This is a genomic window from Nocardia sp. NPDC004654 (assembly GCF_040609595.1).
GTDB lineage: Bacteria > Actinomycetota > Actinomycetes > Mycobacteriales > Mycobacteriaceae > Nocardia.
This window is the reverse complement of sequence record NZ_JBEXKI010000002.1, coordinates 417627-442969: the sequence shown is the minus strand read 5'-3', so window position 1 is coordinate 442969 and position 25343 is coordinate 417627. Positions and strand designations below refer to the sequence as shown.

Annotated in this window: 26 protein-coding genes; 13 read left to right on the top strand and 13 right to left on the bottom strand. The window is 70.3% G+C overall.

What is annotated here, in order from left to right:
* The first annotated feature begins 29 nt into the window (after positions 1-29).
* The 5 genes from ABZV58_RS07785 to ABZV58_RS07765 all read left to right on the top strand — a co-directional run bounded on the left by ABZV58_RS07785 (position 30) and on the right by ABZV58_RS07765 (position 5809).
* Positions 30-1049, top strand: coding sequence for a PDR/VanB family oxidoreductase (locus tag ABZV58_RS07785; RefSeq protein ID WP_354999846.1), 1020 nt, complete (start codon positions 30-32; stop codon positions 1047-1049).
* Positions 1050-1089: 40 nt separating this feature from the next.
* The gene (locus tag ABZV58_RS07780; RefSeq protein ID WP_354999383.1) at positions 1090-2568 is read left to right on the top strand and encodes an NAD(P)/FAD-dependent oxidoreductase; all 1479 of its coding nucleotides are present in this window, start codon (positions 1090-1092) and stop codon (positions 2566-2568) included.
* Positions 2565-3497, top strand: a complete 933-nt coding sequence (locus tag ABZV58_RS07775) for a short-chain dehydrogenase/reductase (protein WP_354999382.1) — start codon at positions 2565-2567, stop codon at positions 3495-3497. The genes ABZV58_RS07780 and ABZV58_RS07775 overlap by 4 nt, the downstream gene beginning before the upstream one ends.
* 78 nt (positions 3498-3575) lie before the next feature.
* Positions 3576-5195 carry an FAD-binding oxidoreductase gene (locus ABZV58_RS07770; protein WP_354999381.1) on the top strand — a complete coding sequence of 540 codons (1620 nt, stop codon included), beginning with the start codon at positions 3576-3578 and terminating at the stop codon, positions 5193-5195.
* Entirely contained in the window at positions 5192-5809 is a 618-nt protein-coding gene (locus ABZV58_RS07765; protein WP_354999380.1) for a TetR/AcrR family transcriptional regulator, read from the top strand. Before ABZV58_RS07770 ends, ABZV58_RS07765 begins: the two co-directional genes overlap by 4 nt.
* Positions 5810-5832: 23 nt before the next feature.
* Here ABZV58_RS07765 and ABZV58_RS07760 read toward each other — a convergent pair whose 3' ends face one another.
* The 4 genes from ABZV58_RS07760 to ABZV58_RS07745 form a co-directional block, all read right to left on the bottom strand.
* The gene (locus ABZV58_RS07760; protein ID WP_354999379.1) at positions 5833-6093 is read right to left on the bottom strand and encodes a DUF4235 domain-containing protein; all 261 of its coding nucleotides are present in this window, start codon (positions 6091-6093) and stop codon (positions 5833-5835) included.
* The gene (locus tag ABZV58_RS07755; protein ID WP_354999378.1) at positions 6090-6530 is read right to left on the bottom strand and encodes a DUF3618 domain-containing protein; all 441 of its coding nucleotides are present in this window, start codon (positions 6528-6530) and stop codon (positions 6090-6092) included. The genes ABZV58_RS07760 and ABZV58_RS07755 overlap by 4 nt, the downstream gene beginning before the upstream one ends.
* On the bottom strand, positions 6527-6964 hold the full coding sequence (locus tag ABZV58_RS07750) for a phage holin family protein (RefSeq protein ID WP_354999377.1): 438 nt from the start codon (positions 6962-6964) through the stop codon (positions 6527-6529). Before ABZV58_RS07750 ends, ABZV58_RS07755 begins: the two co-directional genes overlap by 4 nt.
* A gap of 68 nt (positions 6965-7032) precedes the next feature.
* Entirely contained in the window at positions 7033-7458 is a 426-nt protein-coding gene (locus ABZV58_RS07745; protein WP_354999376.1) for a DUF6010 family protein, read from the bottom strand.
* Between the two features lie 187 nt (positions 7459-7645).
* Between ABZV58_RS07745 and ABZV58_RS07740 the strand changes: the two genes are divergently transcribed.
* Positions 7646-8584, top strand: coding sequence for a helix-turn-helix domain-containing protein (locus ABZV58_RS07740; protein ID WP_354999375.1), 939 nt, complete (start codon positions 7646-7648; stop codon positions 8582-8584).
* Positions 8585-8637: 53 nt separating this feature from the next.
* Here ABZV58_RS07740 and ABZV58_RS07735 read toward each other — a convergent pair whose 3' ends face one another.
* Positions 8638-9180 (bottom strand): hypothetical protein, encoded by a 543-nt coding sequence (locus ABZV58_RS07735; RefSeq protein WP_354999374.1) that lies wholly within the window; start codon positions 9178-9180, stop codon positions 8638-8640.
* A gap of 244 nt (positions 9181-9424) precedes the next feature.
* On the opposite strand from ABZV58_RS07735, the gene ABZV58_RS07730 reads away from it, so the two are divergent.
* Positions 9425-12133, top strand: a complete 2709-nt coding sequence (locus ABZV58_RS07730; RefSeq protein WP_354999373.1) for an AAA family ATPase — start codon at positions 9425-9427, stop codon at positions 12131-12133.
* Positions 12134-12155: 22 nt separating this feature from the next.
* Here the strand turns inward: ABZV58_RS07730 and ABZV58_RS07725 are convergent, their stop codons facing one another.
* Together ABZV58_RS07725 and ABZV58_RS07720 are read right to left on the bottom strand one after the other, a co-directional pair.
* Positions 12156-12662, bottom strand: a complete 507-nt coding sequence (locus tag ABZV58_RS07725; protein ID WP_354999372.1) for a hypothetical protein — start codon at positions 12660-12662, stop codon at positions 12156-12158.
* An 85-nt stretch (positions 12663-12747) separates the two neighbouring features.
* Entirely contained in the window at positions 12748-13065 is a 318-nt protein-coding gene (locus tag ABZV58_RS07720; protein ID WP_354999371.1) for a hypothetical protein, read from the bottom strand.
* Positions 13066-13263: 198 nt separating this feature from the next.
* Between ABZV58_RS07720 and ABZV58_RS07715 the strand changes: the two genes are divergently transcribed.
* The 3 genes from ABZV58_RS07715 to ABZV58_RS07705 all read left to right on the top strand — a co-directional run bounded on the left by ABZV58_RS07715 (position 13264) and on the right by ABZV58_RS07705 (position 16234).
* Positions 13264-14124 (top strand): helix-turn-helix transcriptional regulator, encoded by an 861-nt coding sequence (locus ABZV58_RS07715; protein ID WP_354999370.1) that lies wholly within the window; start codon positions 13264-13266, stop codon positions 14122-14124.
* An 83-nt stretch (positions 14125-14207) separates the two neighbouring features.
* A complete protein-coding gene (locus ABZV58_RS07710; RefSeq protein WP_354999369.1) occupies positions 14208-15599 on the top strand; it encodes an APC family permease in 1392 nt (463 codons plus the stop codon).
* Positions 15600-15742: 143 nt separating this feature from the next.
* On the top strand, positions 15743-16234 hold the full coding sequence (locus ABZV58_RS07705; protein WP_354999368.1) for a hypothetical protein: 492 nt from the start codon (positions 15743-15745) through the stop codon (positions 16232-16234).
* Between the two features lie 7 nt (positions 16235-16241).
* On the opposite strand, the gene ABZV58_RS07700 is transcribed toward ABZV58_RS07705, so the two are convergent.
* On the bottom strand, positions 16242-16676 hold the full coding sequence (locus ABZV58_RS07700; RefSeq protein ID WP_354999367.1) for a DUF4254 domain-containing protein: 435 nt from the start codon (positions 16674-16676) through the stop codon (positions 16242-16244).
* A gap of 136 nt (positions 16677-16812) precedes the next feature.
* Entirely contained in the window at positions 16813-17406 is a 594-nt protein-coding gene (locus ABZV58_RS07695; RefSeq protein WP_354999845.1) for an AAA family ATPase, read from the bottom strand.
* Between the two features lie 153 nt (positions 17407-17559).
* Here ABZV58_RS07695 and ABZV58_RS07690 point away from each other — a divergent pair, with 153 nt between their 5' ends.
* Positions 17560-18057 carry a peroxynitrite isomerase gene (locus ABZV58_RS07690; protein ID WP_354999366.1) on the top strand — a complete coding sequence of 166 codons (498 nt, stop codon included), beginning with the start codon at positions 17560-17562 and terminating at the stop codon, positions 18055-18057.
* Positions 18058-18061: 4 nt separating this feature from the next.
* Here ABZV58_RS07690 and ABZV58_RS07685 read toward each other — a convergent pair whose 3' ends face one another.
* Complete coding sequence (locus ABZV58_RS07685) at positions 18062-19378, bottom strand: serine/threonine-protein kinase (protein ID WP_354999365.1); 1317 nt, start codon at positions 19376-19378, stop codon at positions 18062-18064.
* Positions 19379-19610: 232 nt separating this feature from the next.
* Between ABZV58_RS07685 and ABZV58_RS07680 the strand changes: the two genes are divergently transcribed.
* Together ABZV58_RS07680 and ABZV58_RS07675 are read left to right on the top strand one after the other, a co-directional pair.
* Entirely contained in the window at positions 19611-20747 is a 1137-nt protein-coding gene (locus tag ABZV58_RS07680; RefSeq protein ID WP_354999364.1) for a BTAD domain-containing putative transcriptional regulator, read from the top strand.
* 105 nt (positions 20748-20852) lie between these two features.
* On the top strand, positions 20853-21194 hold the full coding sequence (locus tag ABZV58_RS07675; protein WP_354999363.1) for a peptidoglycan-binding domain-containing protein: 342 nt from the start codon (positions 20853-20855) through the stop codon (positions 21192-21194).
* Between the two features lie 70 nt (positions 21195-21264).
* Here the strand turns inward: ABZV58_RS07675 and ABZV58_RS07670 are convergent, their stop codons facing one another.
* The 3 genes from ABZV58_RS07670 to ispG form a co-directional block, all read right to left on the bottom strand.
* Positions 21265-23052: a penicillin-binding transpeptidase domain-containing protein gene (locus ABZV58_RS07670; protein WP_354999362.1), complete on the bottom strand. Its 1788-nt coding sequence runs from the start codon at positions 23050-23052 to the stop codon at positions 21265-21267.
* A 108-nt stretch (positions 23053-23160) separates the two neighbouring features.
* On the bottom strand, positions 23161-24024 hold the full coding sequence (locus ABZV58_RS07665) for a GNAT family N-acetyltransferase (RefSeq protein ID WP_354999361.1): 864 nt from the start codon (positions 24022-24024) through the stop codon (positions 23161-23163).
* A 69-nt stretch (positions 24025-24093) separates the two neighbouring features.
* The gene (ispG, locus tag ABZV58_RS07660; protein ID WP_141809548.1) at positions 24094-25251 is read right to left on the bottom strand and encodes a flavodoxin-dependent (E)-4-hydroxy-3-methylbut-2-enyl-diphosphate synthase; all 1158 of its coding nucleotides are present in this window, start codon (positions 25249-25251) and stop codon (positions 24094-24096) included.
* Positions 25252-25343: the final 92 nt, after the last annotated feature.

The following is a 25343-nucleotide window of genomic DNA, read 5'->3' as shown; positions in this document are numbered from 1 at the left end:
ACTATCGCCCGCCGCTCCCGGCTCGCGCGATGGCCGGTCTGCTCGACGCCTACAAGCGCGCGTTCACCGCCGAAGCGACGGCCGGGCTGCTGTCACGCCCGAATCCGGTGCGGCGCACAGGTTTCGACATGGCGCTGCGGATCGACGCCCGCGTCGTCGAGGCCGAGGACGTGGTGAGCCTGTCGCTGCGCTCGCCCACCGGCGCCGAGCTGCCGACCTGGATTCCCGGCGCGCACATCGATGTGTTCCTGCCGTCCGGACGTCAGCGCCAGTACTCGCTGACCGGCGACTCGGCGAGCCGGGTGCAGTACCGAATCGCGGTGCGCCGCATCGCCGATGGCGACGGCGGTTCCCGCGAGCTGCACGAACTCCGGGAAGGCGACCTGCTGCGGATACGCGGGCCGCGCAACGCGTTCACCTTCGTCAACGCGCCCGCGTACCTGTTCGTCGCGGGCGGGATCGGCATCACCCCGATCCTGCCGATGGTCACCGAGTGCGCGCACCGCGGTCTGCCGTGGCGGTTGATCTACCTCGGCCGATCGCGGGCGAGCATGCCGTTTCTCGGCGAGCTCGAGCGCTGCCGAGGCGGCCGCCTCGAGGTGCGGCCGGACGACGAGTTCGGCGTCCCCGTTCTCGACGCCCTGATGACCGAGGCGCCGCGCGGCGCCGCCGTGTACGTCTGCGGGCCACCGCCGCTGATGGAATCCGCGCGACGCGTGCTCTCCGCCACCGACCCGACCGCCTCGGTGCACACCGAACGGTTCTCGCCGCTACCCGTCCACAACGGGCAACCGTTCCGCATCGCGTTGCGGCGCAGTGGGACGACGGTCGATGTCGGCGCCGACGAATCCGCGCTGTCCGCCATCCGGCGCGTCTTGCCCGGCACGGCGTTCTCGTGCAGGCAGGGCTTCTGCGGCACCTGCAAGACGCGGGTGCTCGGTGGCGAGATCGACCACCGTGACCGGCTTCTCACGGATTCCGAGCGGGATTCCGCCATGCTCACCTGCGTTTCGCGCGCGCTCGGGGACGAACTCGTCCTCGATCTCTGACCACGGGCAACGGCGCCCGTTTCGGAAAGGAAGACCCTTCATGGCCGCACCCAGCGGAACAGACCCCGAGCACCGCGCGATCGTCGTGATCGGCGCGGGCATCGCGGGCATCGGCCTCGCCGTCAAGCTGCGCGAAGCGGGCTTCGACGACTTCGTCCTGCTCGAGCGCGCGAGCGAGCTGGGTGGCACCTGGCAGGCCAACACCTACCCGGGCTGCGCCTGCGATGTGCCCTCGCACCTGTACTCGTATTCGTTCGCGCCGAATCCGAACTGGTCGCGCACCTACGGAACCCAGCCGGAGATTCTCGACTACTTGCGCTCGGTGGCCGAGCGCCACGATGTGGTGCGGCACATGCGGTTCGACACTCCGCTGGTTCGCGCGGAGTGGGACGAGGCCGCGCTGCGCTGGCATATCGAGACGGAACGGGGCGAGCTCACGGCCGAAGTGCTGATCTCGGCCGTCGGCCCGTTCAGCGAGGCCAAGATTCCGGACTTTCCCGGTATCGGTGATTTCGAAGGCGCGCAGTTCCATTCGCTGCACTGGGATCACGAACACGATCTCACCGGCGAGCGCGTCGCCGTGATCGGGACGGGCGCGTCCGCCGTGCAGTTCGTTCCGGAGATTCAGCCGATCGTGCGGCGGCTCACGGTGTTCCAGCGCTCCGCGCCGTGGATCGTCTCCCGGATGGACCGGCGGACGCATGCCGTCGAGCGGGCGCTGCTGCGACGAATGCCGGTGCTCGGAAAGGCGATCCGCGGCGCGTACTTCGCGGGCATCGAGAGCTTCGGGCTCGTCGGCTTCGTGGACCGGCGGTTCCGGCACCCGTTCCAGGCGCTGTCGCGGTGGCAGCTGCATCGGCAGGTCAGCGATCCCGCATTGCGCGAGAAGCTGACTCCCGACTACATGATCGGCTGCAAGCGCGCCATCTTCTCCGACGCGTACTATCCGGCGCTCACCCGGGACAACGTGGAGGTGGTGACCGAGCGCATCAAGGAGATCCGGCCGCACTCGATCGTCACCGACACGGGCGCGGAATACCCGGTCGACACCATCGTGTGGGGCACCGGTTTCGGTTCGCTGCCGCAGTTGTACGAGCGGATCGTCGGCAAGGACGGCCGGTCGATCGCCGAGGCGTACCGGGATCGTCCCGGCAGCTATCTCGGGGCGGCCGCCGCCGGGTTCCCGAACATGTTCTGCACGCTGGGGCCGTTCGGCGCGGCAGGGAATCAGTCGGCCATCTACATGATCGAGGGGCAGATCGGTTACATCATCGACGCGCTGAAGACGATGCGCGACAAGGGTATCCGGCGCGTCGAGGTGCGTCCGGGCGTGCAGCGGTCCTTCCTGAACGAGATGGAGGAACGCAGCAGGGAGACCGTCTGGTTGAAGGGCGGCTGCGACAGCTACTACACCACTGCCGACGGTCGCAACGCCGGTCTGTATCCGGACTGGAGCTTCCAGTATCGGCGTCGCGTCGCCGAATTCGACGCCGAGTCCTACGAATCGAGTCTGCGATGAGCGCGAACACCTTCCATACCGTGCGACAGCTGTTGCGCGCGGTTCCCGCCGCGTTGGCGGGTAATCAAGGGCAGTACGACGTCGCGGGCAAAGTCGTGGTGATCACGGGCGGCGCGACCGGCATCGGGTTCGCCCTCGCCCGGCTGCTGCGCGAGCGGGGCGCGCGGCTCGCGCTGGTCGACATCGACGGCGCGGCGGCCACCGCCGCCGCGGCACGGCTCGGCGGGCGCGCGATCGGCGTGCGGGCCGACGTGGCGGATCGCGCGGACATGCGGGACGCGATCGGCCGGGTGCGCGAGCATTTCGGCGGCATCGACGTCGTCGTGGCCAACGCGGGCATCGTGCCGAAACCGTCGAGCATCCGGCTGATGGATCCGGCGGACTTCGACCGCGTCCTGGCCGTGAACCTGACCGGCGTCTTCAACACCGTCCACCCCGCTCTCGACGACATCGTCGCCGCGCGCGGGCACGTGGTCGTCGTGTCGTCCTGCGCGGCGTTCGCGCCGGGGATGGGCGGTTCGCCGTACATGGTGAGCAAGGCGGGCGTCGAGCAGTTCGGCAGGGCGCTGCGCGTCGAGCTCGCCGCCTCGGGCGCGACCGCGGGCGTCGCGTATTTCGGCGTCGTCGATACCGCGATGACCCACGGCACGCTCGATGACGACGACATGGGCGCGGAATTCGGCGACCTGCTGCCGTGGCCGCTGAACAAGCGGATCAGCGCCGCCGAGGCCGCCGCGTCCCTCGCCGACGGCATCGCCCGGCGCGCGCCGCGCACGATAGCGCCCGCGGGCTGGGAGCCGTACGCCATGCTGCGCGGCGCGTTGAACGTGGTTCTCGATCAGCAGCTCAGCGCCGACGAGCGGGTGCGCTCGCTGACGAACCGCCTGGAACAGCGCATTCGGTCGGAACGGAATCCCAACCCGACCTGACTGCCTCGACCACACGGTTGTGAATTGACTCATAGTTAATTTACTATCGGGTCAATTCGAATCGTGGAGAGGACGCGGATGGCGACGCGATCGTGGTGGGGCTGGGGAACCGTGGCGGGCGCCGTGATCGGCGAGGAGCGGGCGGCGTTGACGCGCCGGGTGGCGGCGCTGCTGCCCGGCGCGGACCTCACCGTGCACGAAGCACCCGATCCGTCCTCGCTGGAACTGCCCGCACCGCGGGTGCGGGTGCCGGACGCGTTGGCGCCGTTGGTCTCCGAGGATCCGGTCGACCGCGTGACGCACTCGCACGGACAGGCCTTCCGCGACGTGGTGCGCAACCTCCTCGGCCGCGTCGACCACGTGGTCGATCAGGTCGTGCGCCCGCGCACCGAGCGGGACGTGATCGACGTCCTCGACTGGTGCACCGACGCCGGGGTGGCGGCGATTCCGTTCGGCGGCGGCACGTCGGTGGTCGGCGGTGTCGAGCCTCGTTGCGCCGCTGAATATCCCGCGACAGTGGCGGTGGATCTGAGCGGTCTGAACCAAGTGCTGGAGATCGACCGCACGAGCCGAGCCGCGCGCGTCCAGGCGGGTATCCTCGGGCCCGCTTTGGAAGACGCTCTGCGCCAGCACGATCTGACGCTGCGCCACTTCCCGCAGTCGTTCGAGTTCTCCAGCCTCGGCGGCTGGCTGGCCACCCGCGCGGGCGGGCACTACGCGACCGTCTACACCCACATCGACGACCTGGTCGAGTCCATGCGGGTCGTCACACCGATCGGCGTCAGCGAATCGCGCAGACTGCCGGGGTCCGGCGCGGGGCCGTCGCCGGACCGGATGTTCCTGGGCTCCGAGGGCACGCTCGGCGTGATCACCGAGGCGTGGATGCGGTTGCAGGACCGGCCGCGCTGGCGGGCGGGCGCGTCGGTGGTCTTCGACGACTACGCCCAGGCGGTCGCCGCGACGAGGACCATCGCCCAATCCGGCTTGTTCCCGACGAACTGCCGGTTGCTCGATCCGGTGGAGGCGTTCCTCAACGCCGGAACCAGTTCCGCGGGCGGCGTTCTGGTGCTCGGCTTCGAGTCGGCGGATCACCCCGTCGACGAGCCGATGCGATGGGCGGTGCGGATCTGCCGCGATCACGGCGGCCGGTTCCCCGACGGGGTGCGCAGCACAGACGCGACCGAGCGGAAGGCGAGCGGCGGTGCGTCGGACACCTGGCGTTCCTCGTTTTTGCGCATGCCCTACCAGCGCGACGCCCTCGCGGCGCAGTCCATGATCGTGGAGACCTTCGAAACCGCTTGCACCTGGGACCGTTTCGACGATCTGCGGGCAGTGGTGCTGCGAGCGGCGACCTCCGCCTTCGAGACGCTCAGCGTGCCGGGAGTGGTCAGCTGCCGGTTCACCCACGTCTATCCGGACGGCCCCGCACCGTATTTCGGCATCTACGCCGCGGGTCGCTGGGGGCGGACCGTGGAGCAGTGGGACGAGATCAAAGCGGCGGTCTCGGAGGCGCTGGCGACAGCGGGCGGCACCATCACCCACCATCACGCGGTCGGCCGCGACCATCGGCCGTGGTACGACCGGCAGCGCCCGGAGCCGTTCGCCGCCGCACTGCGCGCGGCGAAGTCGACGCTCGACCCGGCCGGGATCCTCAACCCCGGCGTGCTGATCGATCCGATCGCGCGTGGTGGCGCATGACGCTGAGCAAGGCGGGCACCAAAGGCGTGCCACGGGAACGGCGCGAGCAGCAGATCCTCGATATCGCCACCGTGGAATTCGGCGACCGCGGCTACGCGAAGGCCTCGGTCGCCGATATCGCGGCCGCGGCCGGTGTGTCGAAACCGTTGATCTACAACTACTTCGAGTCCCGCGACGGTCTGCACGCCGCCTGCGTACGCCGCGCGGGCGACGGGTTGGTCGCGGCGGTGTCCGCGGCACAGGCCGTTTCGGGAGCGGAGGGCAAGGCTCTGGCCACACTGGCCGCGATCTTCACCGCCATCGACGGGCGGGTGCAGAACTGGAAGATCATCTACGACAGCACGTTGCCCGCCGGTGGTCCGGCGGCCGAGCTGGCGCGCGGCTATCAGAAAGCCCTGAACGCCATGGGCGCCGAGGGGTCGGCTCAGGTGCTCGCCGATGCCGCGGTGACCGACCCGGAGGATCACTCGCTGCTGCTGGCGATCTGGTTCAGCATCGTGTCCACCGTCGTCTCGTGGTGGGGCGAGCACCCACACCACTCCCCCGACGAGATGACGGCGCGCTGTGTGCGCCTGTTCGAAGCCCTTCGCGCACCGGCGAATCCGCGCGGCTGACTCGCGCGAATTCGCCGGGTTCGCTACTTGTCCGGCCAGGTGCCCGTCAGGCGCTGGTATCCCGTCGCGCCCGCGCGATCCACGGCGGCCTTGACCAAACCGAAGATGGCGCCCTGCAACGCGGCGGCGACGAGCACTTCGCGCCAGCCGTATTCGCGCGCCGTGGCGCTCGGCGCTTGCTCCTCGCCGCTGACCCGGCGCCACACCTGGGTGAACACCGTGTTGGCCGCGACGCCGCCGAGCACGCCGACGATCATGCCGAGGGGTTTGTAGAGCGTCGTCATGCCCGCCTCCGCCGCATCCACCAGAACAACACCACACCGGCGACCGCGGCCGCCGCGATCGGCGCGGGCCGCATGCGGGCCGCGCCCACCAGCTGCTTGCCCTTGTGGATCACCGGTTCCGGCGCTTTGGCGGCGCGGTCGACCAGGTGCCCGGCGTGGGCGCGCGCCTGTTCCGCGGTCTCGCGCGCGGCCTGCTTGGCGTCCGCGACCCGGTGACGCGCCGCGTCCGCGGTCTCGTGCGCGTGCTGCTTGGCGTCCGCGACCCGGTGGCGCGCCGCGTCCGCGGTCTCGTGCGCCTTGTCCTCCACGCGGCCGGGAATGTCGAACTTGCCGGTCAGCTCCGCGACCGTTTCGCCGAGTTGCTGCCGCGCCTGGTCTCGATCCCGGCGCAGGGCCTCGGATCCGTTCGGAATGTTCGGTCGCCCGACATCGCTCATCGTCGGCTCCTCTTCTGCACGGCCTCGATATCGTCGCGGACGCCTTCGATGGCCTCGCTCGGCACCGGCGGCGCGGCCTCGGTGACCGTCCTCTTGCCGACCAACGCCAGCACGCCGCCGAGGGCGAGCAGTGCCACGCCGACGATCAGCGCCGCCGCCCAATCCGGCAGCGGGATCGCCAACGCCAGCACCGCGGCCGCGATCAAGGCCGCGCCGCCGTAGAACGCCAGCAGGCTGCCCGCCCCCGCGAGGCCGGCGCCCTTGGCGATGCCCTTCGTCTTGTCCTGCATCTCCAGCCGGGCCAATTGCATTTCGTCGCGAACCAGCCGCGTGAGTTGCGTGGTCGCATCGTCGACGAGTTCGGCGACCGAACGCGTATCCGGTGCGGGTCGCGCTTGCGACGCCACGGGCCGCGCGTCTGTCGTATGGGTCATGTGCCTCTCACCTCCCGTTCGGTGGCCGGTTACCCGGCGAAACGCAGGTGAAACGGTGCGCGCGCAAGCTATGACGCGCGCACCGGCTCCCGCGAGACGAGCGCGCGGATCCGGCTGCGCCCCCAGGCGATTACATCGGGCCCGCCGCGCAGGCACCACAGGGCGATGACGGGATCGCAGAGGGCGCAGCCGAGGGACGAGTCGTGCAGGAAGGGGACGATCGGATTGCCCTGGAGGTGGTGCAGGAAGTCCCACGCGGTGTGCAGCAACCAGGCGATGCCGATGAACGTCCACGACCGCAGACCGCGGTAGGCGCAGTAGGTCACGACCGCCGTGAACGCGAACTCCCACGCGGCGAACCCGCCGCCGCTGAGATACGCCGCGCCCGCGCCCGCGACCATGATGGCGTTGAAGTGGCGGCGATGGGGTTCGCGGATCAGGGACATCAGCGTGATGTAGACGACGCCGACGAGCAGCGGCGCGAGGTAGGTCATGGTGGGACGACTCCTGGGCGAGCGAACGAGGTCGCCACCGAAGTTAGGCAACCGGTCCCGCGCCGCCCAGTGGCATTCAGGCCAGACACCAACGGAAAATCGCCACCAGCCGATGAGCTCGTTCGCCCCGGCATTCAGCCATGTCGGAACCGGTGGCGGGAACCCGTTGCTCAGCTAAGTTGTAGCCATGCATGTGGTCGCCGTCCTCGCCTTGGACCGGGTGATCCCCTTCGACCTGTCCACCCCGATCGAGGTCTTCACCAGGACGAGGCTGCCGGACGGGCGCCCCGGGTATCAGGTCCGGGTCTGCGCCGAGCGGCCCGAGGTCGACGCGGGCGCGTTCACCCTGCGGGCGCCGTGGGGGCTGGAGGGGTTGTCCGGCGCCGACACCGTGATCGTTCCCGGCGTCGCCGACCCCACCGCGCCGCTCTCGCCCGCGATCGCCGACGCCGTGCGGACGGCCGCCGCCGCGGGCACCCGGATCGCTTCCCTCTGCACGGGCACCTTCCCGCTCGCCGCCACCGGAGTGCTGAGCGGGCTGCGGGCGACCACGCATTGGCTCGCTGCCGACGCGCTCGCGGCGAGCCACCCCGACATCGCCGTCGATCCCGATGTCCTCTATGTCGACAACGGCCAGTTCCTCACCTCCGCGGGCGCGGCCGCCGGGCTCGACCTGTGCCTGCACCTGATCCGGCGCGACTACGGTTCGGCCGTCGCCGCCGACGCGGCACGGCTGTCGGTCATGCCGCTGGAGCGCGAAGGCGGGCAGGCCCAATTCATCATCCAGTCGTTCCCCCCGACCCCGCGCGGCTCGGCGTTGGAACCGCTGCTGACGTGGTTGCAGGACAACCTCTCTCGCAACCTCACCCTCGCCGACATCGCCGCCGAGGCCGGAACGAGCACCCGCACGCTGCTGCGGCAGTTCCGCGAGCAGACCGGGACCACACCGTTGCAATGGCTGCACCGCGCCCGCGTACACCGGGCCCAGCACCTGTTGGAGACCACCGACCACACCGTCGAACGGATCGGCGCCCAAGTCGGTTTCGGCTCGCCCACCGCCTTCCGCGAACGCTTCAAGCGCACCGCCGGCGTCAGTCCGGACACCTACCGGCGCGCCTTTCGCTGAGGAAAGCCGAACGGCCGCACCGAAAGTGGTGCGGCCGATCAGGTTGGCCCGGGTCAGCTCTTCGGGCTGCCCAGGCAGAAGGTGGTCTTGGGCTCGGACAAGGTGAGGAACTTGTCGGCGTCCTCGCCGCACAGGTTCTCGTCGGCCTGGCCGTCGATGCGCTGCACGACCTTGAAGCTGGCCTCCGCGGCAGTGCAGGCCACGTACTTGTAGCCGGTCATCATGCTCTCGTTGTAGCAGAGACCCTGCTTGAAGTTCGGGGCCAGGCACAGGAACGCGGTGGTGCCGCCGTTGAGGGTCTCTTCGTAGGAGGTGTAGTCCTCGTGGCATTCGGTCTTGTCGTCGAAGACCTGCACTACCTTGTACACGGCCTGGTCCGAGGAGCAGTCCACCGGCTCCGTCTTGGAGTCGATCATCGACCCCTCGATGACGTTGATGCAGTCGCCCACGTTCGCGCGGGCGGTGTCGGACTTCCCGGCATCCTGGACCATGTCGGCGCCCTTCTCGACCGCCGAACAGCCGAGCGCGCCCAACGCGGCCACGGTGGCGAGCACCAGCGGCAGCCGCGTGCGGATGCCAGAACCAACGAATCTCATTCGTGTCACTTTCTCGTCGATGCGAAGGCGGCCGACCGGAGTACCCCTCGTGGCGCCGAACTCCGGCCGTCGCCGTGCCCTTCGGCGCATCCCCCGGAGGGTCGCGATCGGCCTCGAACACCCAATCGCACAATCGCGCGGTCAGCATCCGGGAAAACACGGGATTCCCCCGTGCCGGCACGGCACCGGTTAAGCTCGCCCGGGGTTGTTTCGCGGCAGGTTTGCCGGAAGTCGGCGGAGGATCATGGTCGAGCGCGCATTCGTGGGACGCCGCGCCGAGCTCGCCGCGCTCGCCGCCGCCCTGGAATCGCCCGATGGGCCATGGGTGCTGCTGGTCGACGGTCAGGCGGGTATCGGCAAATCCCGGTTGCTCGCGGCGCTGGCCCCGTTTGCCACCCGCCGCGGCTGGCGGGTGCTCGCGGTGACCGCCACCGAGGACGAGCAGCCGCAACCGCTGCACGTCGTTCACGATGTGCTGGAACGGCTCGCCGACGCGGGTGCGGACCTGACCGACGTGCCGCCCGACGGCGACGCCAACCGGCTCGGCCGGGCGTTACGCGGGCACCTCGCGACGACCGGCACACTGCTCGTCATCGATGACGCGCACTGGCTCGACGCCGAATCCGTCCGCGTGTTGACCTACCTCGTCCGCAACCGCCCCGCGCCGACTTTCCGCCTCCTGCTCGCCTATCGCTCCGGCCAGTGTCCGGTGGCGCTCACCCGGGTGCTGACCGCGACCGGCGCCGCGACCCGCTCGGTGCGGGTGCCGCCCTTCACCGGCACCGAGGTCGCCGCCCTGCTGCCGGACGTGACCGCCGCGCGTCGCGTTCGGCTACTCGCGGCCTCCCACGGCAATCCGCTCTACCTGCTGTTGCTCGCCGACCTCCCGGATCACGAAGTGGAGCGGGCGATCAGCGGCGAGGACCCGGCCGAGTGCGACTACCCCGGTCTGGATCGCACGCTGCGCGCCGAACTCGCGCAGCTGCCGGATCGGGAACGACTCGTCGCGCAGGCGATCGCCTTGTGCGGCGCGCACGCCGATCTCGAGATGCTGTGCGCCACAGCCGAATTGCCGATCGACGCGGTCACCGCCGCGCTCGACGAACTGAGCAGGCGGGCACTGGTCGAGGTCACCGGATCGTCGGTGACGTTCGGCCATCCACTGATCCGCACGGCCGCGCATCGGCTGGCGGGCGCGGGCTGGCGGGCCGCCGCGCACCGCAGGGCGGCGGTGCTGCTCCGGCAACGGGGCGCAGCCCTGCCCGCCCTCGCCCGCCACCTCGAGCTCGGCCTGCTCGGCATCGATCCGGTCGCGGCGGCGGAGCTGAAAGGCGCAGCGGCGCAGGTGTTGCCGAGTTCGCCCGCCACCAGCGCGCGGTGGATCGCCGCCGCCCTGCGCGCGGCCCCGGGCGCGCAGCCCGAACCGCCCGAGGACAGGCTGCTGCTCGGACGCGCGCTCCTACTGTCGGGCGCGGGTGCGCGGGCCAGGGAGGCGCTGGAACCGCTGACCGCTCGCCCGGGCGCGTATCAGCTGGAGGCGCTGCTGCTTTCGGCGCGCTGCGAACGCATGCTCGGCCGGGTCGACTTGGCGCGGGCCCTGCTCGCAGCGGCCGCCGAGTTGCCGCTGCTGCCCGGCGACGGGCCCGTCCAGCTGGAGCTGGCCATCCTGGAGTTGCAGGACCATCAGGACGTCGAGGGACGGGCGCGGCTGGACGCGCTGTTCGCCTCCGACGCGATCACCGACCCCGCGGTGGGCGCGGCCGCGACCGCGTTGCGCTGCCTCGGCGCGGTGGCCGAACTGCGTATCGGAGCGGCGCGCGCGGGTTTCGAGCAGGCCGACCTGGCATTCGAGCGTCTCGACGACGACCGGCTGCGCGAAGTGGTGCACGCGACGCCCGCGCTGGGCTGGGCGGCGTACTTCCTCGACACGCACGCGAGAGGTTTGGCGCATCTGGACCGCGCGGTGCAGGTCAGCCGCCGCTTCGGGCGCAGCTACGCGCTGGCCGAACTGCACACGGTGCGCGCCTATTGCCTGATGAAGCACGGCCGCGTCGGCGAGGCGCTGGCCGCCACCGAGGACGCCGACGACATGGCGCGGCAGTTCGGCTACGGCGATCTGATCCCGTTCGCCGGTGCGCTGAAACTCCGTGCGCTGCAATTGACCGCGGCGCGCGAGGACGTGCTGCGGCAGTGGACGATTCTCGCCGACCAGCCGCGACCGGTGATGCGCTGGTGGCGGCAGGTGGTGGAGATGACGGTGCACGAGGTGGGTGTCCGGCTCGGCGTGATCGAACCTGGCGTCCCGCCTGTGACCGACAACCGGCCGGGGCCCATGCAGCCGACCCAGCTGGCGCGGTACGCGAATCTGGCGCTGGGCGGCGGAGATCACGCCGCGGCGGACGAGCTGGTCAGCCGGGCCGAGGCGGCGGCCGCCCACCTGGGGCTGCCGAGTCAGCTGGCGGCCGCTTCGTCGGCTCGCGCCGAATACTGCTGCGCGACGGATGATCTCGACTCGGCGGAAGCCGCGGTCACGGCCTGCCTCGGGTGGTTCGATCGGGCCGATATGCCGGTCGACCGCGCGCAAGCGGTGCTGCTCGCCGCGCAGATCGCTGGGCGCCGCGGCGATTTCGCCGTCGCCACCCGGCGCTTGGTCGCCGCGCGCGAGACGTTCGCGGCCGCGGGGGCGACCCAGCTGGTAGTCGCGACGACCTCGCTGCAGCGCCGCCTCGCCGGTGGCCGCACCCCCGGCGGCGCGACGGCGCTGACGGCGCGCGAGCGCGAGGTCGCCGAACTGGCCGCGCGCGGCCACCCGAACAAAGAGATCGCCCAGCGGCTCTACCTCAGCCCGCGCACCGTCGAGGACCACCTCAGCCGCATCCTGCGCAAGCTCGACCTGAGCGGCCGCGCGGGCATCGCCCACAAACTCGGCGAGCTGGATCGCGAATTGAGCTAGGCGAGCGGGACCCTCAACCGGCTTACGGTTCGGCTACGTAACTCTCGTGAAAGCCGCCCTCGTCGAGGTCGAACACGAGCGAGCGGTCGCGGCGGTCGGCGGTGACGGCGATGTCGAGCAGGGCGCAGTAGCCGCCGGGCCAGGTCAGGCTGTCGTCGCCGAGCAGGACGCGGGCCGCGTGCACGTCGGTGGCCACGGTCACCGGTCCGTCGGTCGGCAATTCGTCCACCCGCGAACCGGTTTCGACGGCGACGCCGAGCTCTGTCGCACGCGCCGCCATCCGGTCGACCACGCGCTGCCAGCCGCCGCGCACCCAGCGCACGGCCGGGATGGGCGCGCTGAACACCCTTTGGAACAACTCCCAGACGAACGCGGCCGAGAGGCGGCCGGTGTCGGCGTCGTAGGTGACCGCGCTGATCGCGCTCGCCATCCGCTCCGCCGTCGCCTCGCCCCAGCGGCCCGCGGCCCAGGTACGGAAGTCGATGTCCACGGGTGCGGTGAGCCCGAGCCGCGCCTGGGCGCGCAGCATCCGGACCGGCGGCAGTCGCCGGAGGCGGCCGTCGACACGGAAACCCAGCTTCCCAAGCCGCCGCCGATGACGGTGATGTGTGTGTTCACGGTGCTTCCTCTCCTCGGTGGCCCGCCCGGTCCAGCCGGGCGGCGACCAGCTCCGCAGTGGCACGCAGGTAGCGGTCCGCATCGACAGACGCCGGGTGCTCGCCGTCGAAGATGTCGGTGATCAGCCAGTAGTGCGCGAGGGCGCCGACCAGCACCGCGGCCGTGGCCGTCCAGTCCTGCTCGCCGCCGCCCGAGCCGGCAAGTTGCGCCAGCGCCCGCGTCACCACCGACATCACCACGCCGTACTCCTCGCGCTGGAACACCTCCAGAACGCCGGGGTCGATCGAGTTGTCGCGCAACAGGATCCGGGTCACGTCACGATCGTGGTCCAGCCGCTGCATACCGACGTGACACAGCGCGACGAGCCGATCGACGAGCGTCCCCTCCGGCGTCGCCGCGTCGAACAGCGCGACGAACGGGCGCCGCGCAACCCCCGAACGCGCCGAAAACGGCCGAAAACACGAAGAACACGACGGTAGGCTGATGCGCTGTCACCACGAAAGGATTGCGGTATGGCGGGCAAGCGCACGGTTCTCACCGCCGGCCTGCGCCGACTCGCGGCGCTGCTGACCGAGATGCGCGACAAAGTCGGACTTAGCAAAGAGGAAGTCAGCAGCCGCACCGGGATCAACGTGACGACGCTGTACCGGATCGAACAGGCCCAGGCCCGTCCGCAGCGCCGCACGCTGAACACCCTGCTCGACATCTACGAGGTCGATCCCGACCGGCGCAAGTACGCGCTCGAGCTCCTGTCGGACGCGCAGAAGCCCGGCATGTCCCGACCGTGGGAGGCCAATCTCACCGAGGTGTACGCGGCCTACATCAACTTCGAATCCGAGGCACTGTCGGCCCGCCACTACCAAACCTCCTACATTCCAGGCCTTTTGCAGACGGAGCAGTACGCGGCCGCGGTGATCGACACGTCCATGCCGAAGGTCGAGACCGCGATCATGGAAAGCCGCGTCCACGCCCGGTTGAACCGTGCGACGGTGCTGGACAAGGAGAAACCGCTCGAACTGTGGGTGGTGCTTGACGAGGCGGCGATCCGCCGAGAGGTCGGCGGCCAGCAGACCATGCGCGGGCAGCTGGAGAAGCTGTTGCTGGAGAGCAAGCGGAAGAACGTGATCCTGCAAATCCTTCCGTTCAACGCGGGCGCCCATCCCGGCATGGCGGGCTCCTTCACGCTGCTCGACTTCGAGAATCCCGATGACAACGAACTCGTGTACGTGGAGGGCATCGCGGGCGACACACTCGTGGAGGGCCACAACGAGGTCCGCCGCTTCGGGGTGATCTTCGACCAGCTCCGGGCGATGGCGCTGAGTCCGCGCGATTCGGTCGCGTTGATCGAGGAGATCGTCGCCCGGATGAGCTAGCGTTCTGCGGTGTTCCGGCGACTGTCGCGCCGGAAGAATGGGTACTCCAAGGTCCCCTCCGTCACCGCGCACAGGAGTCTCCGATGGCCGACGTGTCCGCCGAACCAGCCACGCCCGAACCCAGTCTGCATCGGGTGATGGGGCCGGGACTGCTGCTGTTGTTCATCGTCGGCGACATTCTCGGCACCGGCATCTACGCGCTCACCGGGCGAGTCGCCGCCGAGGTGGGCGGCGCGGTGTGGGCGCCGTTCGTCGTCGCGTTCCTCGTCGCGCTGGTCACCGGGTTCAGCTACCTCGAGCTGGTCACCAAGTACCCGCACGCCGCGGGGGCGGCGCTGTACACGCACAAGGCTTTCGGCATCCACTTCTTCACCTTCATGGTCGCCTTCGCGGTGCTGAGCTCCGGCATCACCTCGGCCGCCACGGCCTCGCGCGCGTTCGCGGCGAACTTCGCCGAGGCCTTCGACTTCGAAGTCGGCACCGGTATCGCGATCACCGCCGTCGCGCTGGCGTTCATGGCCGTGATCGCGGCCATCAACCTGCGCGGCGTCAGCGAGGGCGTCAAGGTGAACGTGCTGCTCACCTGCGTGGAGCTGACCGGCCTGCTGATCGTCATCGCGATCGGGCTGTGGGCGCTCGGCTTCGGCAACGGCGATTTCGGGCGCATCACCGAGTTCGAGACCGGCGACCGCAGCGCGCTGGGCGGCGTGATCGTGGCGACCACGCTGGCCTTCTACGCGATGGTGGGTTTCGAGGACTCGGTGAACATGGCCGAGGAGTGCAAGGAACCGAACCGGATCTTCCCCAAGGTGCTGCTGACCGGACTGCTCGTCACCGGAACGATCTACGTGCTCGTCTCGATCACCTCGGTCGCGCTGGTGCCCACCGAGCAACTCGGTGAGGGCGACACCCCGCTGCTGAAGGTGGTCGAGGTCGGCGCGCCCGGATTCCCGACGCACGTCTTCGCGTTCATCACCATGTTCGCCGTGGCCAACTCGGCGCTGATCAACATGCTGATGGCGAGCAGGCTGCTCTACGGCATGGCGCGGCAAGCCGTCGTGCCGCGCGCATTCGGCCGGGTGCACGCCCGGCGGCGGACGCCGCAGGTCGCGATCGTCTTCACCACGCTGCTGGCGCTCGGCCTGATCGCGTTCGTCGGCGAGGTGCCCGAACTCGGCGGCACCACCGCGTTGCTGCTGCTCGCGGTGTTCACGGTGGTGAACGTCGCGGTGCTGGTACTGCGGCGGGATCCGGTCGAGCACAAACATTTCCGCACGCCGACCTTCCTCCCCGTTGTCGGGGCGCTGTCCTGCGGGTTCCTCGTCACGCCGTTCACCGACCGCAACCCCGATCAGTACCTGATCGCGGGCGTGCTGCTCGCCATCGGCATCGCGCTGTGGCTGCTGAACCAGCTGGCGATCCGCTCCCAGCGGGGCACGCCGCCGAAGACCGCGGCGCCGACTCCGGAAGCCTGATCCGCGACCGAGAACACCGCTGTTCGCGCAGGTAGCCGCGCCAGCGAGGTGTGCGGAACCCGGTCGGCCGCAATCGATCACGGCACCCATGTGACCGATCACCGGGATGACGCGGCGCTGCGGTGTCGGTAGAGTGAGCGCCGATGACCAGCATGGAAGCCCGTTTCGGCGACGCTCACCGGACGGTGCCGCTGCCCAGTCCGTGGAACCTCAACGCCTACCTGGCCGAGGTGGCTGCGCACCGCGGGCGCTCCATCTCGCTGCGACCGGTGCCGGCCGAGATGCTCGCCGAAAACGGTTGTCGCGGCAAAGGTCTGTGGGTCGCCCGCAAACACGACGACATCATCGTGTACGACGCCGAGGCCACCGAGCGCAATGCCGATCACATCATCCTGCACGAGATCGGGCACATGCTGCTCGGCCACGGCAGGGACGACTCCGAGGACGCCCCGCCGCTGTCGCCGAAGCTCGCCGCGCTGCTGCCCTCGATGGCGGCGCAGCATGTGCTGGGGCGCAACGAATTCGGCGCGGAGCGCGAGCAGGAGGCGGAGGTGTTCGCCGATATGACGATGGTGTACGCGACGCTGCCGCAGCGGCGCGGGCGCGGATTCCGGCTCTTCGGTCGCGGGCGCTAGACAGGGCCTAGACACCGTCCGGCACCCGGCGCGTTCCCGCTTGCAGCGCGTCCACCAGATCCTGGTAGACGTCGGCGAGTTCGACGACCTGCACCCACGCCTCGTAGAAGACCGGGTCCGGCGCCGCCGCCAGCGGGACGCAGGCCTGGGTGGTGAGCTGCGCGAGCCGGTCCACCATCCGCCCGACGGTCTCGCTGTGCGCGTGTGCGGCGCCGCCCGGCACCGGCGTCGCCAGCGTCATCCACCGGTCGATGGCCCGGACCAGCTGGTCGCGCCGCCGGTCCAGCTTCGCCACCTCGCGGGCCGGCGTGCGCTCCCGCAGCGCGTGCAGTTGCGCCAGCTCGCCCGCCGCCTCCAGCATCGGGTGATCGTCGTGCGGAAACCCGCGGCAGGCCGCGACCAGCTGCTCCTTGCCCGGCACCATCCAGTTGTCGGTCGTCACATCGCACCGCCTCCCCGCGCCACCATGATTCCGGAGCCGCGCCGCGGCGGGAAGCGGACAAGCGGTTCGCCCATCCTCCCCGCGCGTGCCAGGCATATCAGAGGTGTACCACCCCGCAGCCGAATCCCGCGGCGCTTCAACGGATATCGATGATCCGCGCATCCTTTGCGAAGGCGGCGATCTCGTCCAGCCCCGGTCGGTATCCGCCTGTCGTGTCCACTTCGAGGGCGGGCGCGTCCAGCCGCACCCGCTGGAACGCGTCGTGCCGGGCACCGAGCGCCGCCGGATCCGGTTCGCCGGGCGCGGAATGCACGCGCCGCAGCGGCTCGTCGCGCCTGCGGCGGGCGATGCGATCCACCGCGACGTCCCGGTCCACGACGCAGTGCAGGAACCTGAGATCGGCCAGCTCGACCAGCGGCTCGAGCCCGGGCCGCCACAGGCGATCTTGGAAAGCCGCCTCGGCCACTGTGTCGACGCCCGCGCGCGCCAACACGGCGAGCACCTCGAAGAAGGTGTCGAGGGTACGCAGCGCGAGCTCGTCCTCCGGTGCGGGCTCGAACGTGGGATCGGCGTCCGCCATCCCCTGCTTGATCTCGTCCCGACTGATCACCGGCCAGCCGACGGTTCGGCCGAGCGCGTGCGCCAAGGTCGTCTTCCCCGAGCCGGGCGGGCCGCTGACGACGACCAGCCGCGGGCGTCGTACCGCGTGGCCGAGCGAGTCTGTCTCCATCACACGGTCCGACGTTACGCACCCGGGACGGGGCGGGGGTGGCAAGCGCGCGCGGCCGCGGTGCGCCCCTCGGCCCGGCGTCCCGGAGCCCAGGTCGGTGCAATTTCGGGACTCGGGGAGCGAGACGGCGAACACGGGTCTAGGCTGTCCGCCGTGGTCGAACCCCTACCGTCCGTCGCTCCTCATCCCGATATCGCACCGCTCGCCTCGTTGCTCGGCACCTGGCGCGGCGGCGGGCACGGTGAATACCCGACCATCGAACCGTTCGACTACCTGGAGGAGATACGGTTCGGCCATCTGGGCCGCCCGTTCCTCACCTACCGTCAGCGCACCCGCGCGGCCGACGGCAGCAGGTCGATGCACGCCGAGACCGGCTATCTGCGCTGCCCGCGGCCCGACCACGTCGAGCTGATCCTCGCCCACCCGACCGGCGTCACCGAGATCTGTGAGGGCGAACTCACCATCACCGACGGTGAGGTGCGCATGGAGTTCGACTCCACCAGCATCGGCCGCAGCAGCACGGCGAAGTTGGTGACGGCGCTGGGCCGGTCGTTCCGTGTCGCGGGCGACACGATCGACTACACGCTGCGGATGGCCGCGGTCGGCGAGCCCCTGACCCACCACCTGGCCGCGACCCTGCACCGCGCCTGACCCGTCACGGCGGCCCGACCGCCACGCAGGACTCGAACTCGCCGCCCGCGTCGCGATAGCGCGGCCAGCGCATCGCGCCCGAGGTCTGCGGCCCGAACACGCCGTCCTTGTCGATGCCGTGCAGATCCTGCGCGTACAGCACGGCCAGGCCCGTCGCGGTGCCGTAGAAGCCGTCGGCGTCCGACAGATCCCGCTGGTAACACCGGCGCAGCGCGTCTTGGAGGGCGCGTACGCCCTCGATCGGCGCGGCGCGCGGCGCCTCGGGACCGCCGGGATGGGAGTCGACGTAGGACAGGATGCAGCGGCGTCCGCCGTCGTTCGTGGTCGGCAGCACGACGTGGTATCCGTCGCCGCTGGGCGCCTCGGTGGTGAAGTAGCAGCGCGGAGACAAGCCCGTCGTGCCCGTCGGCTCGGGCAGCGCCCTGGAGCCGGAATCCGCACGCACCGACAAGAACACGGCAGCGCCGACGAGTGCCGCGGCCACGCCCCCAAACGCCGCCACCCTCCTGCGAGTTCCGAAGCCACGCTTCGGTTCGGCACGCGTCGCCCCGGCCAGCGCCGCGGCCAGCTCGCCGCACGACTCGTACCGTTCGTCCGGAACGTCCCTCGTGGCTTTGGCCAGCACCGCGCCGACGCCTTCCGGCAGCGGATCGGCGATCATCGCGGCGGGCAATCGGCCGGTCAGCAGTTCGTAGCATGTGATGCCCAGCGCGTAGACATCCGCGCGCCGGTCGACGCGTCCGCCGGTGCGCTGTTCCGGCGGGGCGTAGGACTCGGTGAACGCTCGGACACCGGTGTCGGTCTGGGTGGCGGCGGGGTCCGTCCGGCGCGCGATGCCGAAATCCCCGACCAGCACCCGGTCCGCGCCCGCGTCGCCGGGGGTGACGAAGATGTTCGCGGGCTTCACGTCCCGGTGCACGACATGGTGTTCGTGCGCGTAGTCGAGGGCCTTGGCCGCCTCGGCCACGATGTGCACCGCCCGGCCGAACTCGACGCCCGAGCGGTGGGCGCGGATCAGCGCCGCGAGGTCGCCGCCGGGCACGTAGCGCATGGACATCCACAGCCTGCCGTCTTCCTCGCCGAAGTCCTTGACGTCCACGATGTTCGGATGGTCGAGACCGGCCGCCAGCCGCGCCTCACGACGGAACAGCGCGGCGTACTCGGTGTCGGCGCGATCCGCGCCGACCACCTTGAGCGCCACCCGCATGGGCAGCGTCGGGTGCTTGGCGAGATACACCGTGCCCATTCCGCCGGAACCGAGCCGTCGTTCGATCAGATGACCCGCGAACACCGAGCCCGGCACCAATTCCGAAGCGACCACCCTCCGCGCACCTCCCTGTGCCACCGCGTCCGTGGGATCGGCGGTCCACCCGTGCTGCCCGCACCCGTGCCGATCTGCCCAGCAATCGCGCGGAAAGCCCGTTGCCCGCGAAGCGGTTTCGCTCCGCGAGGGTCCGCCGCCGACCGCGGGCGATGCGTATGCTGAATCCACTCACCGTCGCCTTCGCATCGCGAGACGACTTGGCGCGCAGTGTAGTTGGGAGGGATGTGCCGTGGCCAGCGCCGGTTCCGATCCGCCCTCGGTCGACGTGCGAATACTCGGGCCGGTCCGGCTGCTGGTCGACGGCCACCACATCGCGCTGTCCGGCGCGAAGCCGCGCGCGCTGCTGGCCGTGCTCGTCGTCAACCGACGCAGGGCGGTCCCGAAAACCGCTTTGCTCGAGGCGGTCTGGGGCGACGATCCGCCACCGCGCGCCATGGACGGTCTCTACGCGTACGTCTCGAATCTGCGTACCGTCTTGCGCGGAGCCGGAATTCAGGATCGCGACGTCCTGCGCACCGTCGACGCGGGATATCTTCTCGACATCACCGACGACCAGTGCGACGTCGGCCGCTTCGAAGTGGCGCGCGCCCGTGGCGCGGCGGCCGCCCGAGATGGCGACTCCCGCATGGCCGCGGCGTGTTTCGCGGCAGCCCTGGACGAGTGGAGCGGCGCTCCGCTGACCGGTCTCGACGAACTCGGCTTCGCCGCCAACTTCGCGACCGATATGACCGAGCGCAGACACGACGTGCTCGTCGACCGAATCGCCGCCGATATCGCCGACGGGCGCGCGAGCGCGGTGATCGGCGAGCTGACCGCGACAACCGCCGAGCGCGCCGTGGACGAACGGGTATGGCGGCTGCTGATCAAGGCGCTGTATGTGTCCGGACGGCAGGCCGACGCGCTGGCCGCCTGTCTCCGATTGCGCCGCAACCTGGTTCACGAGCTCGGCGCCGATCCGCAGCCGGAGACGGTGGAGCTGGAGGACGCGGTGCGCAACCATCGGGTGCTGTCGGAGGCGCCGTCCACCCGGACCGCCACCACCCGCGACCTGCCGAACATCCGTCGCCTGGCCTGGCTGCGCGTCGGCGACGGGGAGCGGATTCCGGTGCCGCCCTCGGGCCTGCGGATCGGCCGCGAGTCCGACAACGACATCGTGCTCGATGACGCGCGGGTCAGCCGCAAGCACGCGCGGATTCTGCACCGCGACGACGGGATCTTCATCAGAGACCGGGATTCGGCCAACGGTGTCTACGTCAACGAGGTGCCGATCCGCGCCGACACCGCGCTCACGGACGGCGACGTCATCCGGGTCGGCTCGACGCGGCTGCGATACGGGGCCAACGAGGAACCCGCGCCACCGGCCTGACCAGGCGATTGCAGAAAGTCTCGAGATTCGCCGAAGTCGAGGGCCATAGCTTGCTGATCGGGAGCACCGCTCCCGTCCAGTAGCACCCGACAATGGATGGTTCCCATGACTTTTCGTACCCTGATCGCCGCCATCGCCCTCGCCGCCGGTCTGCTGACCGCGACCGCGCCCGCGTGGGCCGCCCCGGCCCCGAAGGACAGCGATCCCGCCGAGCGCGCCAAGGGCTGCGGGTACAGCGACTCGCACCCGACCATCAGTTACGGAAGCAGCGGCGACGCCGTCCGGCAGGCACAGTGTCTGCTGCACCTGCACGGTTACCCGGTGAAGATCGACGGCGCCTTCGGGCCGGACACCCGGCAGGCCGTCGAGAAGTTCCAGTCCGCGCACGGCCTGAAGATCGATGGCGTGGTCGGGCCGGACACGTGGACGGCGTTGTACTTCTACTGATCTCACGGGCGTCGCACCGGCGCGTGCTGCCCAGCGGCCCGGCGTCGTCGGGCACGCCGGACAACCGCCGTCAGTACCCAGTCGGCAGGGCGGCGAACATATCTCGGGTCACCGCCACCGCGTTGTCCGAGCTGCCGCCCTTGACCAGCAACGTCGCGAAGGCCATATCACCGCGGTACCCCACGAACCACGAGTGCGAGCCGCCGTCGACCTCGGCCTCGCCCGTCTTCCCGTACACCTCGCCCTGATCGGCGATGCGTTCGGCGGTGCCGCCGGTGACCACCTTGCGCATCATCGCGCGCAATCCTTCGATCACCTCCGCCGCGATCGCGGGCCGCTCTCCCTCGACTACGGTGGGCCGCCCGGCGATCAGGTACGGCACGGGCGCCGAGCCGTGCGCGATGGTCGCCGCCATCACCGCCATGCCGAACGGGCTGACCACGACTTTGCCCTGACCGATCCCGTCCTCGGTGCGCTGCACCAGATCGTCGGCGGGTGGCACCGATCCGGACGCGGTGGGCAGCCCGACCACCGAATAGTCCTGGCCCACTCCAAGTTTCGCGGCGGTCGACGCCAGCGCGTCGGCGGGCAGCTGGCTGGCGAGCTTGGCGAAGGAAGTGTTGCAGGACCGTTCGTAGGCGGTGGCCATCGGGACGTTGCCGACGGTGAAATGGTTGTAGTTGGGGATGGTGCGCTCGCCGATGACGATGCTGCTCGGACAGGGCAGCACGGTGTCGGGCGTGGCGAGGCCCTCGGCCATGGCCGCGGCGGCGGTCACCGTCTTGAACACCGAGCCGGGCGGATACTGGCCGATGGTGGCCATCGGCCCGTCCCGGTCCGCCTCCTCGTTCTGCGCGACCGCGAGGATCGCGCCGGTCGACGGGCGCAGCACGACCATCATGGTCTGCTCGGTGCGCAGGTCGACGGCGCGTTGGGCGGCGTTCTGCACGTAGCGGTCGATGCTCAGCGCGAACGACGGCGCCGGTTGCGCGGGCACCTCGGTGAGCACGGCGGTGTCGGCGCCGTGGGTGTTCATGGTGACCACGCTCCAGCCCGACTTGCCGTCCACCTCGGCGATCACCGTCTGGCGCACCTGCGTCATCAGATCGGGGGCGAAGGCGCGGTCGGTGGGCACCATGTCCCACTCCTGGGTCAGCGTCACACCGGGCAGCCCGATGAGTTCGGAGCCGACTTGGTTGTATTCGACCTCGGTCAGCAGCAGGACGGTGTAGGCGCCGTTGGTGTTCCGCGCCGCCTTCAGGATGGTCTCGGGGGTGAGGCGCTCGTCGAAACGCAGCAGTGCTCGCGACAGCGCGGTCGCCACCGCGGCGGGATCGGCGGCGTCGGCCGCGGTGAAGGCGACGCGGGAGACCTTGCCCGGCACCAGGACATCACTGCCGGACTGCTCGTTCACCCTGGCGCGCGGGGCCGGGTTCGCGCGCAGCTCCATGGTCTGGGTGTCGCCGAGTTCGGGGTGGATGTTCGAGGACGTCCACCGCACCATCCAGCGACCGCCGGTGCGGCCCATCTGCAGCTGGCCGGTATAGGTCCAGGTGCGGTTCTTCGGCAGCCGCCACTCGTAGGTGTAATCGACGGTCGCTGTGTCACCGGTGACGCGGGCCGCGCCCGTGCGTGCGGTCAGTTCCTCCGCCTGTAGGTTCTGCCACGCGGAAGTCAGTGCGGCGGTGGCCTTCTCGGGCTGGCTGGTGAGTTCGGCGGCCGCGGTGAGATCGTTCTCGGCGAAGGCGGCGACAAAGGCGTCGGCGGCGGGCGCCGGGCCCTGCGGACCGGCCGAGCAGCCCGCAGCCGCGGCGGCGAGCACCGCGACGGCCAGCGGAATCAACATGCGTGTCGGCATCGCTGCCGATGGTACTGGCCAATTACCGGCAATTGCCTGCGGCGCACCGTTTCTCGGCCGATCGAGGCGGGGTGGTTTCCGGCCTCGCTCACCGGGACCGTGAGCCGTTCAGTCCAACAGGACGGTGGCGAATGTCGCGATCTGACGGAATCCGACGCGGCCATAGGCGCGGCGGGCCACCGTGTTGAAGTCGTTCACGTACAAGCTCGCGGTGCGCCCGGAGGCCACCACCGCGTTGGCCACCGCCGCTGTCCCGCTGGTGCCGACGCCTTTGCCGCGCCGGTCCGGATGCACCCACACGCCCTGGATCTGTCCGGTGCGCCGGGACATCGACCCGACCTCGGCCTTGAAGACCACCTCGCCGTCCTCGAAACGCGCCCAGGCACGGCCGGATTCGATGAGGTTCTGGATGCGGCGCCGATAGCCGCGACCGCCGTCGCCCGCCCTCGGATCGACGCCGACCTCCTCGATGAACATGGCGATCGCCGCGTTGAGGTAGCGGTCCAGCTCGTCCGGGCGTGCCCTGCGCACTTGCGGGTCGGCCGTCGCCAATGCGGGCTGGCCGAGCGCGAGCAGCGGTTGGGTGCCGCGCAGTTCCCGCTCCGGGCCCCAGCTGTCGCTCAGCATCTCCCACAGCGGCAGCGCGAGTTCCTGGCGGCCGACCACCGAGGAGCAGATCCGCGGCCAGCGCGTCGCGCGGTCGGCGAAAGCACGCAAGGCGTCGTTGTCGCCGCGCAGCGGCACCAGGTTCGCTCCGGAGAAGCAGAGGGATTCGGCGGGGCCGCCGCGGCTCCACAGCTCACCGTGCCCGCCCCTGGCGTCCAGCCCGTATTCCTGCAATCGGGCCGCGATCATGCACGAGGCGACCGGATCGCTGTCGAGCACTCGCAGGACCTGCGCCAGATCCCGGTTGGCGAGCTGACGCGCGGGGGCGAACTTCGCTCTTCGCGTCGGCTCCAGCAGACTCCGCACAATCGACAGCCTGCCACGAACGCGGCCGATGCGGTACGGGTATCCGAAACCCGCAGGTCGCGACGGGTCTCAGCCGACGGTGACGACCGGCTCCCCCGCGCCCGCGCTCTCGCCCATCTCCTCGGCGATGCGCATGGCCTCCTCGATCAGGGTCTCCACGATCTGCGCCTCCGGCACGGTCTTGACGACCTCGCCCTTGACGAAGATCTGCCCCTTGCCGTTGCCCGAGGCGACACCGAGATCCGCTTCGCGCGCCTCACCGGGGCCGTTCACGACGCAGCCCATCACCGCGACCCGCAGCGGCACCTCCATGCCCTCCAGACCGGCGGTCACCTCGTTGGCCAGCGTGTAGACGTCCACCTGGGCGCGACCGCAGGACGGGCAGGAGACGATCTCGAGCTTGCGCGGACGCAGGTTCAGCGACTGCAGGATCTGCCCGCCGACCTTGACCTCCTCGGCGGGCGGCGCGGACAGCGAGACCCGGATGGTGTCGCCGATGCCCTCGCTCAACAGCGCGCCGAACGCGACGGCGGACTTGATCGTGCCCTGGAACGCCGGACCTGCCTCGGTCACACCGAGGTGCAGCGGGTAGTCGCACTGCGCGGCCAGCTGCCGGTAGGCCTCGACCATGATCACCGGGTCGTTGTGCTTGACCGAGATCTTGATGTCGCCGAAGCCGTGCTCCTCGAACAGGCTCGCCTCCCACAGCGCCGACTCCACCAGCGCCTCGGGGGTGGCCTTGCCGTACTTCTCCATCATCCGCTTGTCCAGCGAACCGGCGTTCACGCCGATGCGGATCGGAATGCCAGCGGCGCCCGCGGCCTTCGCGACCTCCTTGACCCGGCCGTCGAACTCCTTGATGTTGCCCGGGTTCACGCGCACCGCGGCGCAGCCCGCATCGATGGCGGCGAAGATGTAGCGGGGCTGGAAGTGGATGTCGGCGATGACCGGGATCTGCGACTTGCGGGCAATGGTCGCCAGCGCGTCGGCGTCCTCCTGGCGGGGACAGGCGACCCGGACGATGTCGCAGCCCGAGGCGGTGAGCTCGGCGATCTGCTGCAGGGTCGCGTTGACGTCGTGGGTCTTGGTGGTGGTCATCGACTGCACCGAAATCGGGTGGTCGCTGCCCACGCCGACACCGCCGACCATGAGCTGACGGGTCTTGCGCCGGGGCGCGAGAACGGCCGCGGGTGCGGCGGGCATTCCCAGTCCGATTGTGCTGGTCACTTTCGGCTGCCTACTTTCCGTACGTGTGCTGCGGGCCGTTCGCCTACCGAGCTTAGCGGCGCGCGGTGGACCACCACCCTGTGACGCCCGTG

What these genes read in the sequence shown, in the direction of transcription:
- ABZV58_RS07785 (WP_354999846.1), top strand. Translation starts at nt 30, where the DNA reads ATGGCCGGTCTGCTCGACGCCTACAAGCGCGCGTTCACCGCCGAAGCG.
- ABZV58_RS07780 (WP_354999383.1), top strand. Translation starts at nt 1,090, where the DNA reads ATGGCCGCACCCAGCGGAACAGACCCCGAGCACCGCGCGATCGTCGTG.
- ABZV58_RS07775 (WP_354999382.1), top strand. Translation starts at nt 2,565, where the DNA reads ATGAGCGCGAACACCTTCCATACCGTGCGACAGCTGTTGCGCGCGGTT.
- ABZV58_RS07770 (WP_354999381.1), top strand. Translation starts at nt 3,576, where the DNA reads ATGGCGACGCGATCGTGGTGGGGCTGGGGAACCGTGGCGGGCGCCGTG.
- ABZV58_RS07765 (WP_354999380.1), top strand. Translation starts at nt 5,192, where the DNA reads ATGACGCTGAGCAAGGCGGGCACCAAAGGCGTGCCACGGGAACGGCGC.
- ABZV58_RS07760 (WP_354999379.1), bottom strand. Translation starts at nt 6,093, where the DNA reads ATGACGACGCTCTACAAACCCCTCGGCATGATCGTCGGCGTGCTCGGC.
- ABZV58_RS07755 (WP_354999378.1), bottom strand. Translation starts at nt 6,530, where the DNA reads ATGAGCGATGTCGGGCGACCGAACATTCCGAACGGATCCGAGGCCCTG.
- ABZV58_RS07750 (WP_354999377.1), bottom strand. Translation starts at nt 6,964, where the DNA reads ATGACCCATACGACAGACGCGCGGCCCGTGGCGTCGCAAGCGCGACCC.
- ABZV58_RS07745 (WP_354999376.1), bottom strand. Translation starts at nt 7,458, where the DNA reads ATGACCTACCTCGCGCCGCTGCTCGTCGGCGTCGTCTACATCACGCTG.
- ABZV58_RS07740 (WP_354999375.1), top strand. Translation starts at nt 7,646, where the DNA reads ATGCATGTGGTCGCCGTCCTCGCCTTGGACCGGGTGATCCCCTTCGAC.
- ABZV58_RS07735 (WP_354999374.1), bottom strand. Translation starts at nt 9,180, where the DNA reads ATGAGATTCGTTGGTTCTGGCATCCGCACGCGGCTGCCGCTGGTGCTC.
- ABZV58_RS07730 (WP_354999373.1), top strand. Translation starts at nt 9,425, where the DNA reads ATGGTCGAGCGCGCATTCGTGGGACGCCGCGCCGAGCTCGCCGCGCTC.
- ABZV58_RS07725 (WP_354999372.1), bottom strand. Translation starts at nt 12,662, where the DNA reads ATGCTGCGCGCCCAGGCGCGGCTCGGGCTCACCGCACCCGTGGACATC.
- ABZV58_RS07715 (WP_354999370.1), top strand. Translation starts at nt 13,264, where the DNA reads ATGGCGGGCAAGCGCACGGTTCTCACCGCCGGCCTGCGCCGACTCGCG.
- ABZV58_RS07710 (WP_354999369.1), top strand. Translation starts at nt 14,208, where the DNA reads ATGGCCGACGTGTCCGCCGAACCAGCCACGCCCGAACCCAGTCTGCAT.
- ABZV58_RS07705 (WP_354999368.1), top strand. Translation starts at nt 15,743, where the DNA reads ATGACCAGCATGGAAGCCCGTTTCGGCGACGCTCACCGGACGGTGCCG.
- ABZV58_RS07695 (WP_354999845.1), bottom strand. Translation starts at nt 17,406, where the DNA reads ATGGAGACAGACTCGCTCGGCCACGCGGTACGACGCCCGCGGCTGGTC.
- ABZV58_RS07675 (WP_354999363.1), top strand. Translation starts at nt 20,853, where the DNA reads ATGACTTTTCGTACCCTGATCGCCGCCATCGCCCTCGCCGCCGGTCTG.
- ABZV58_RS07670 (WP_354999362.1), bottom strand. Translation starts at nt 23,052, where the DNA reads ATGCCGACACGCATGTTGATTCCGCTGGCCGTCGCGGTGCTCGCCGCC.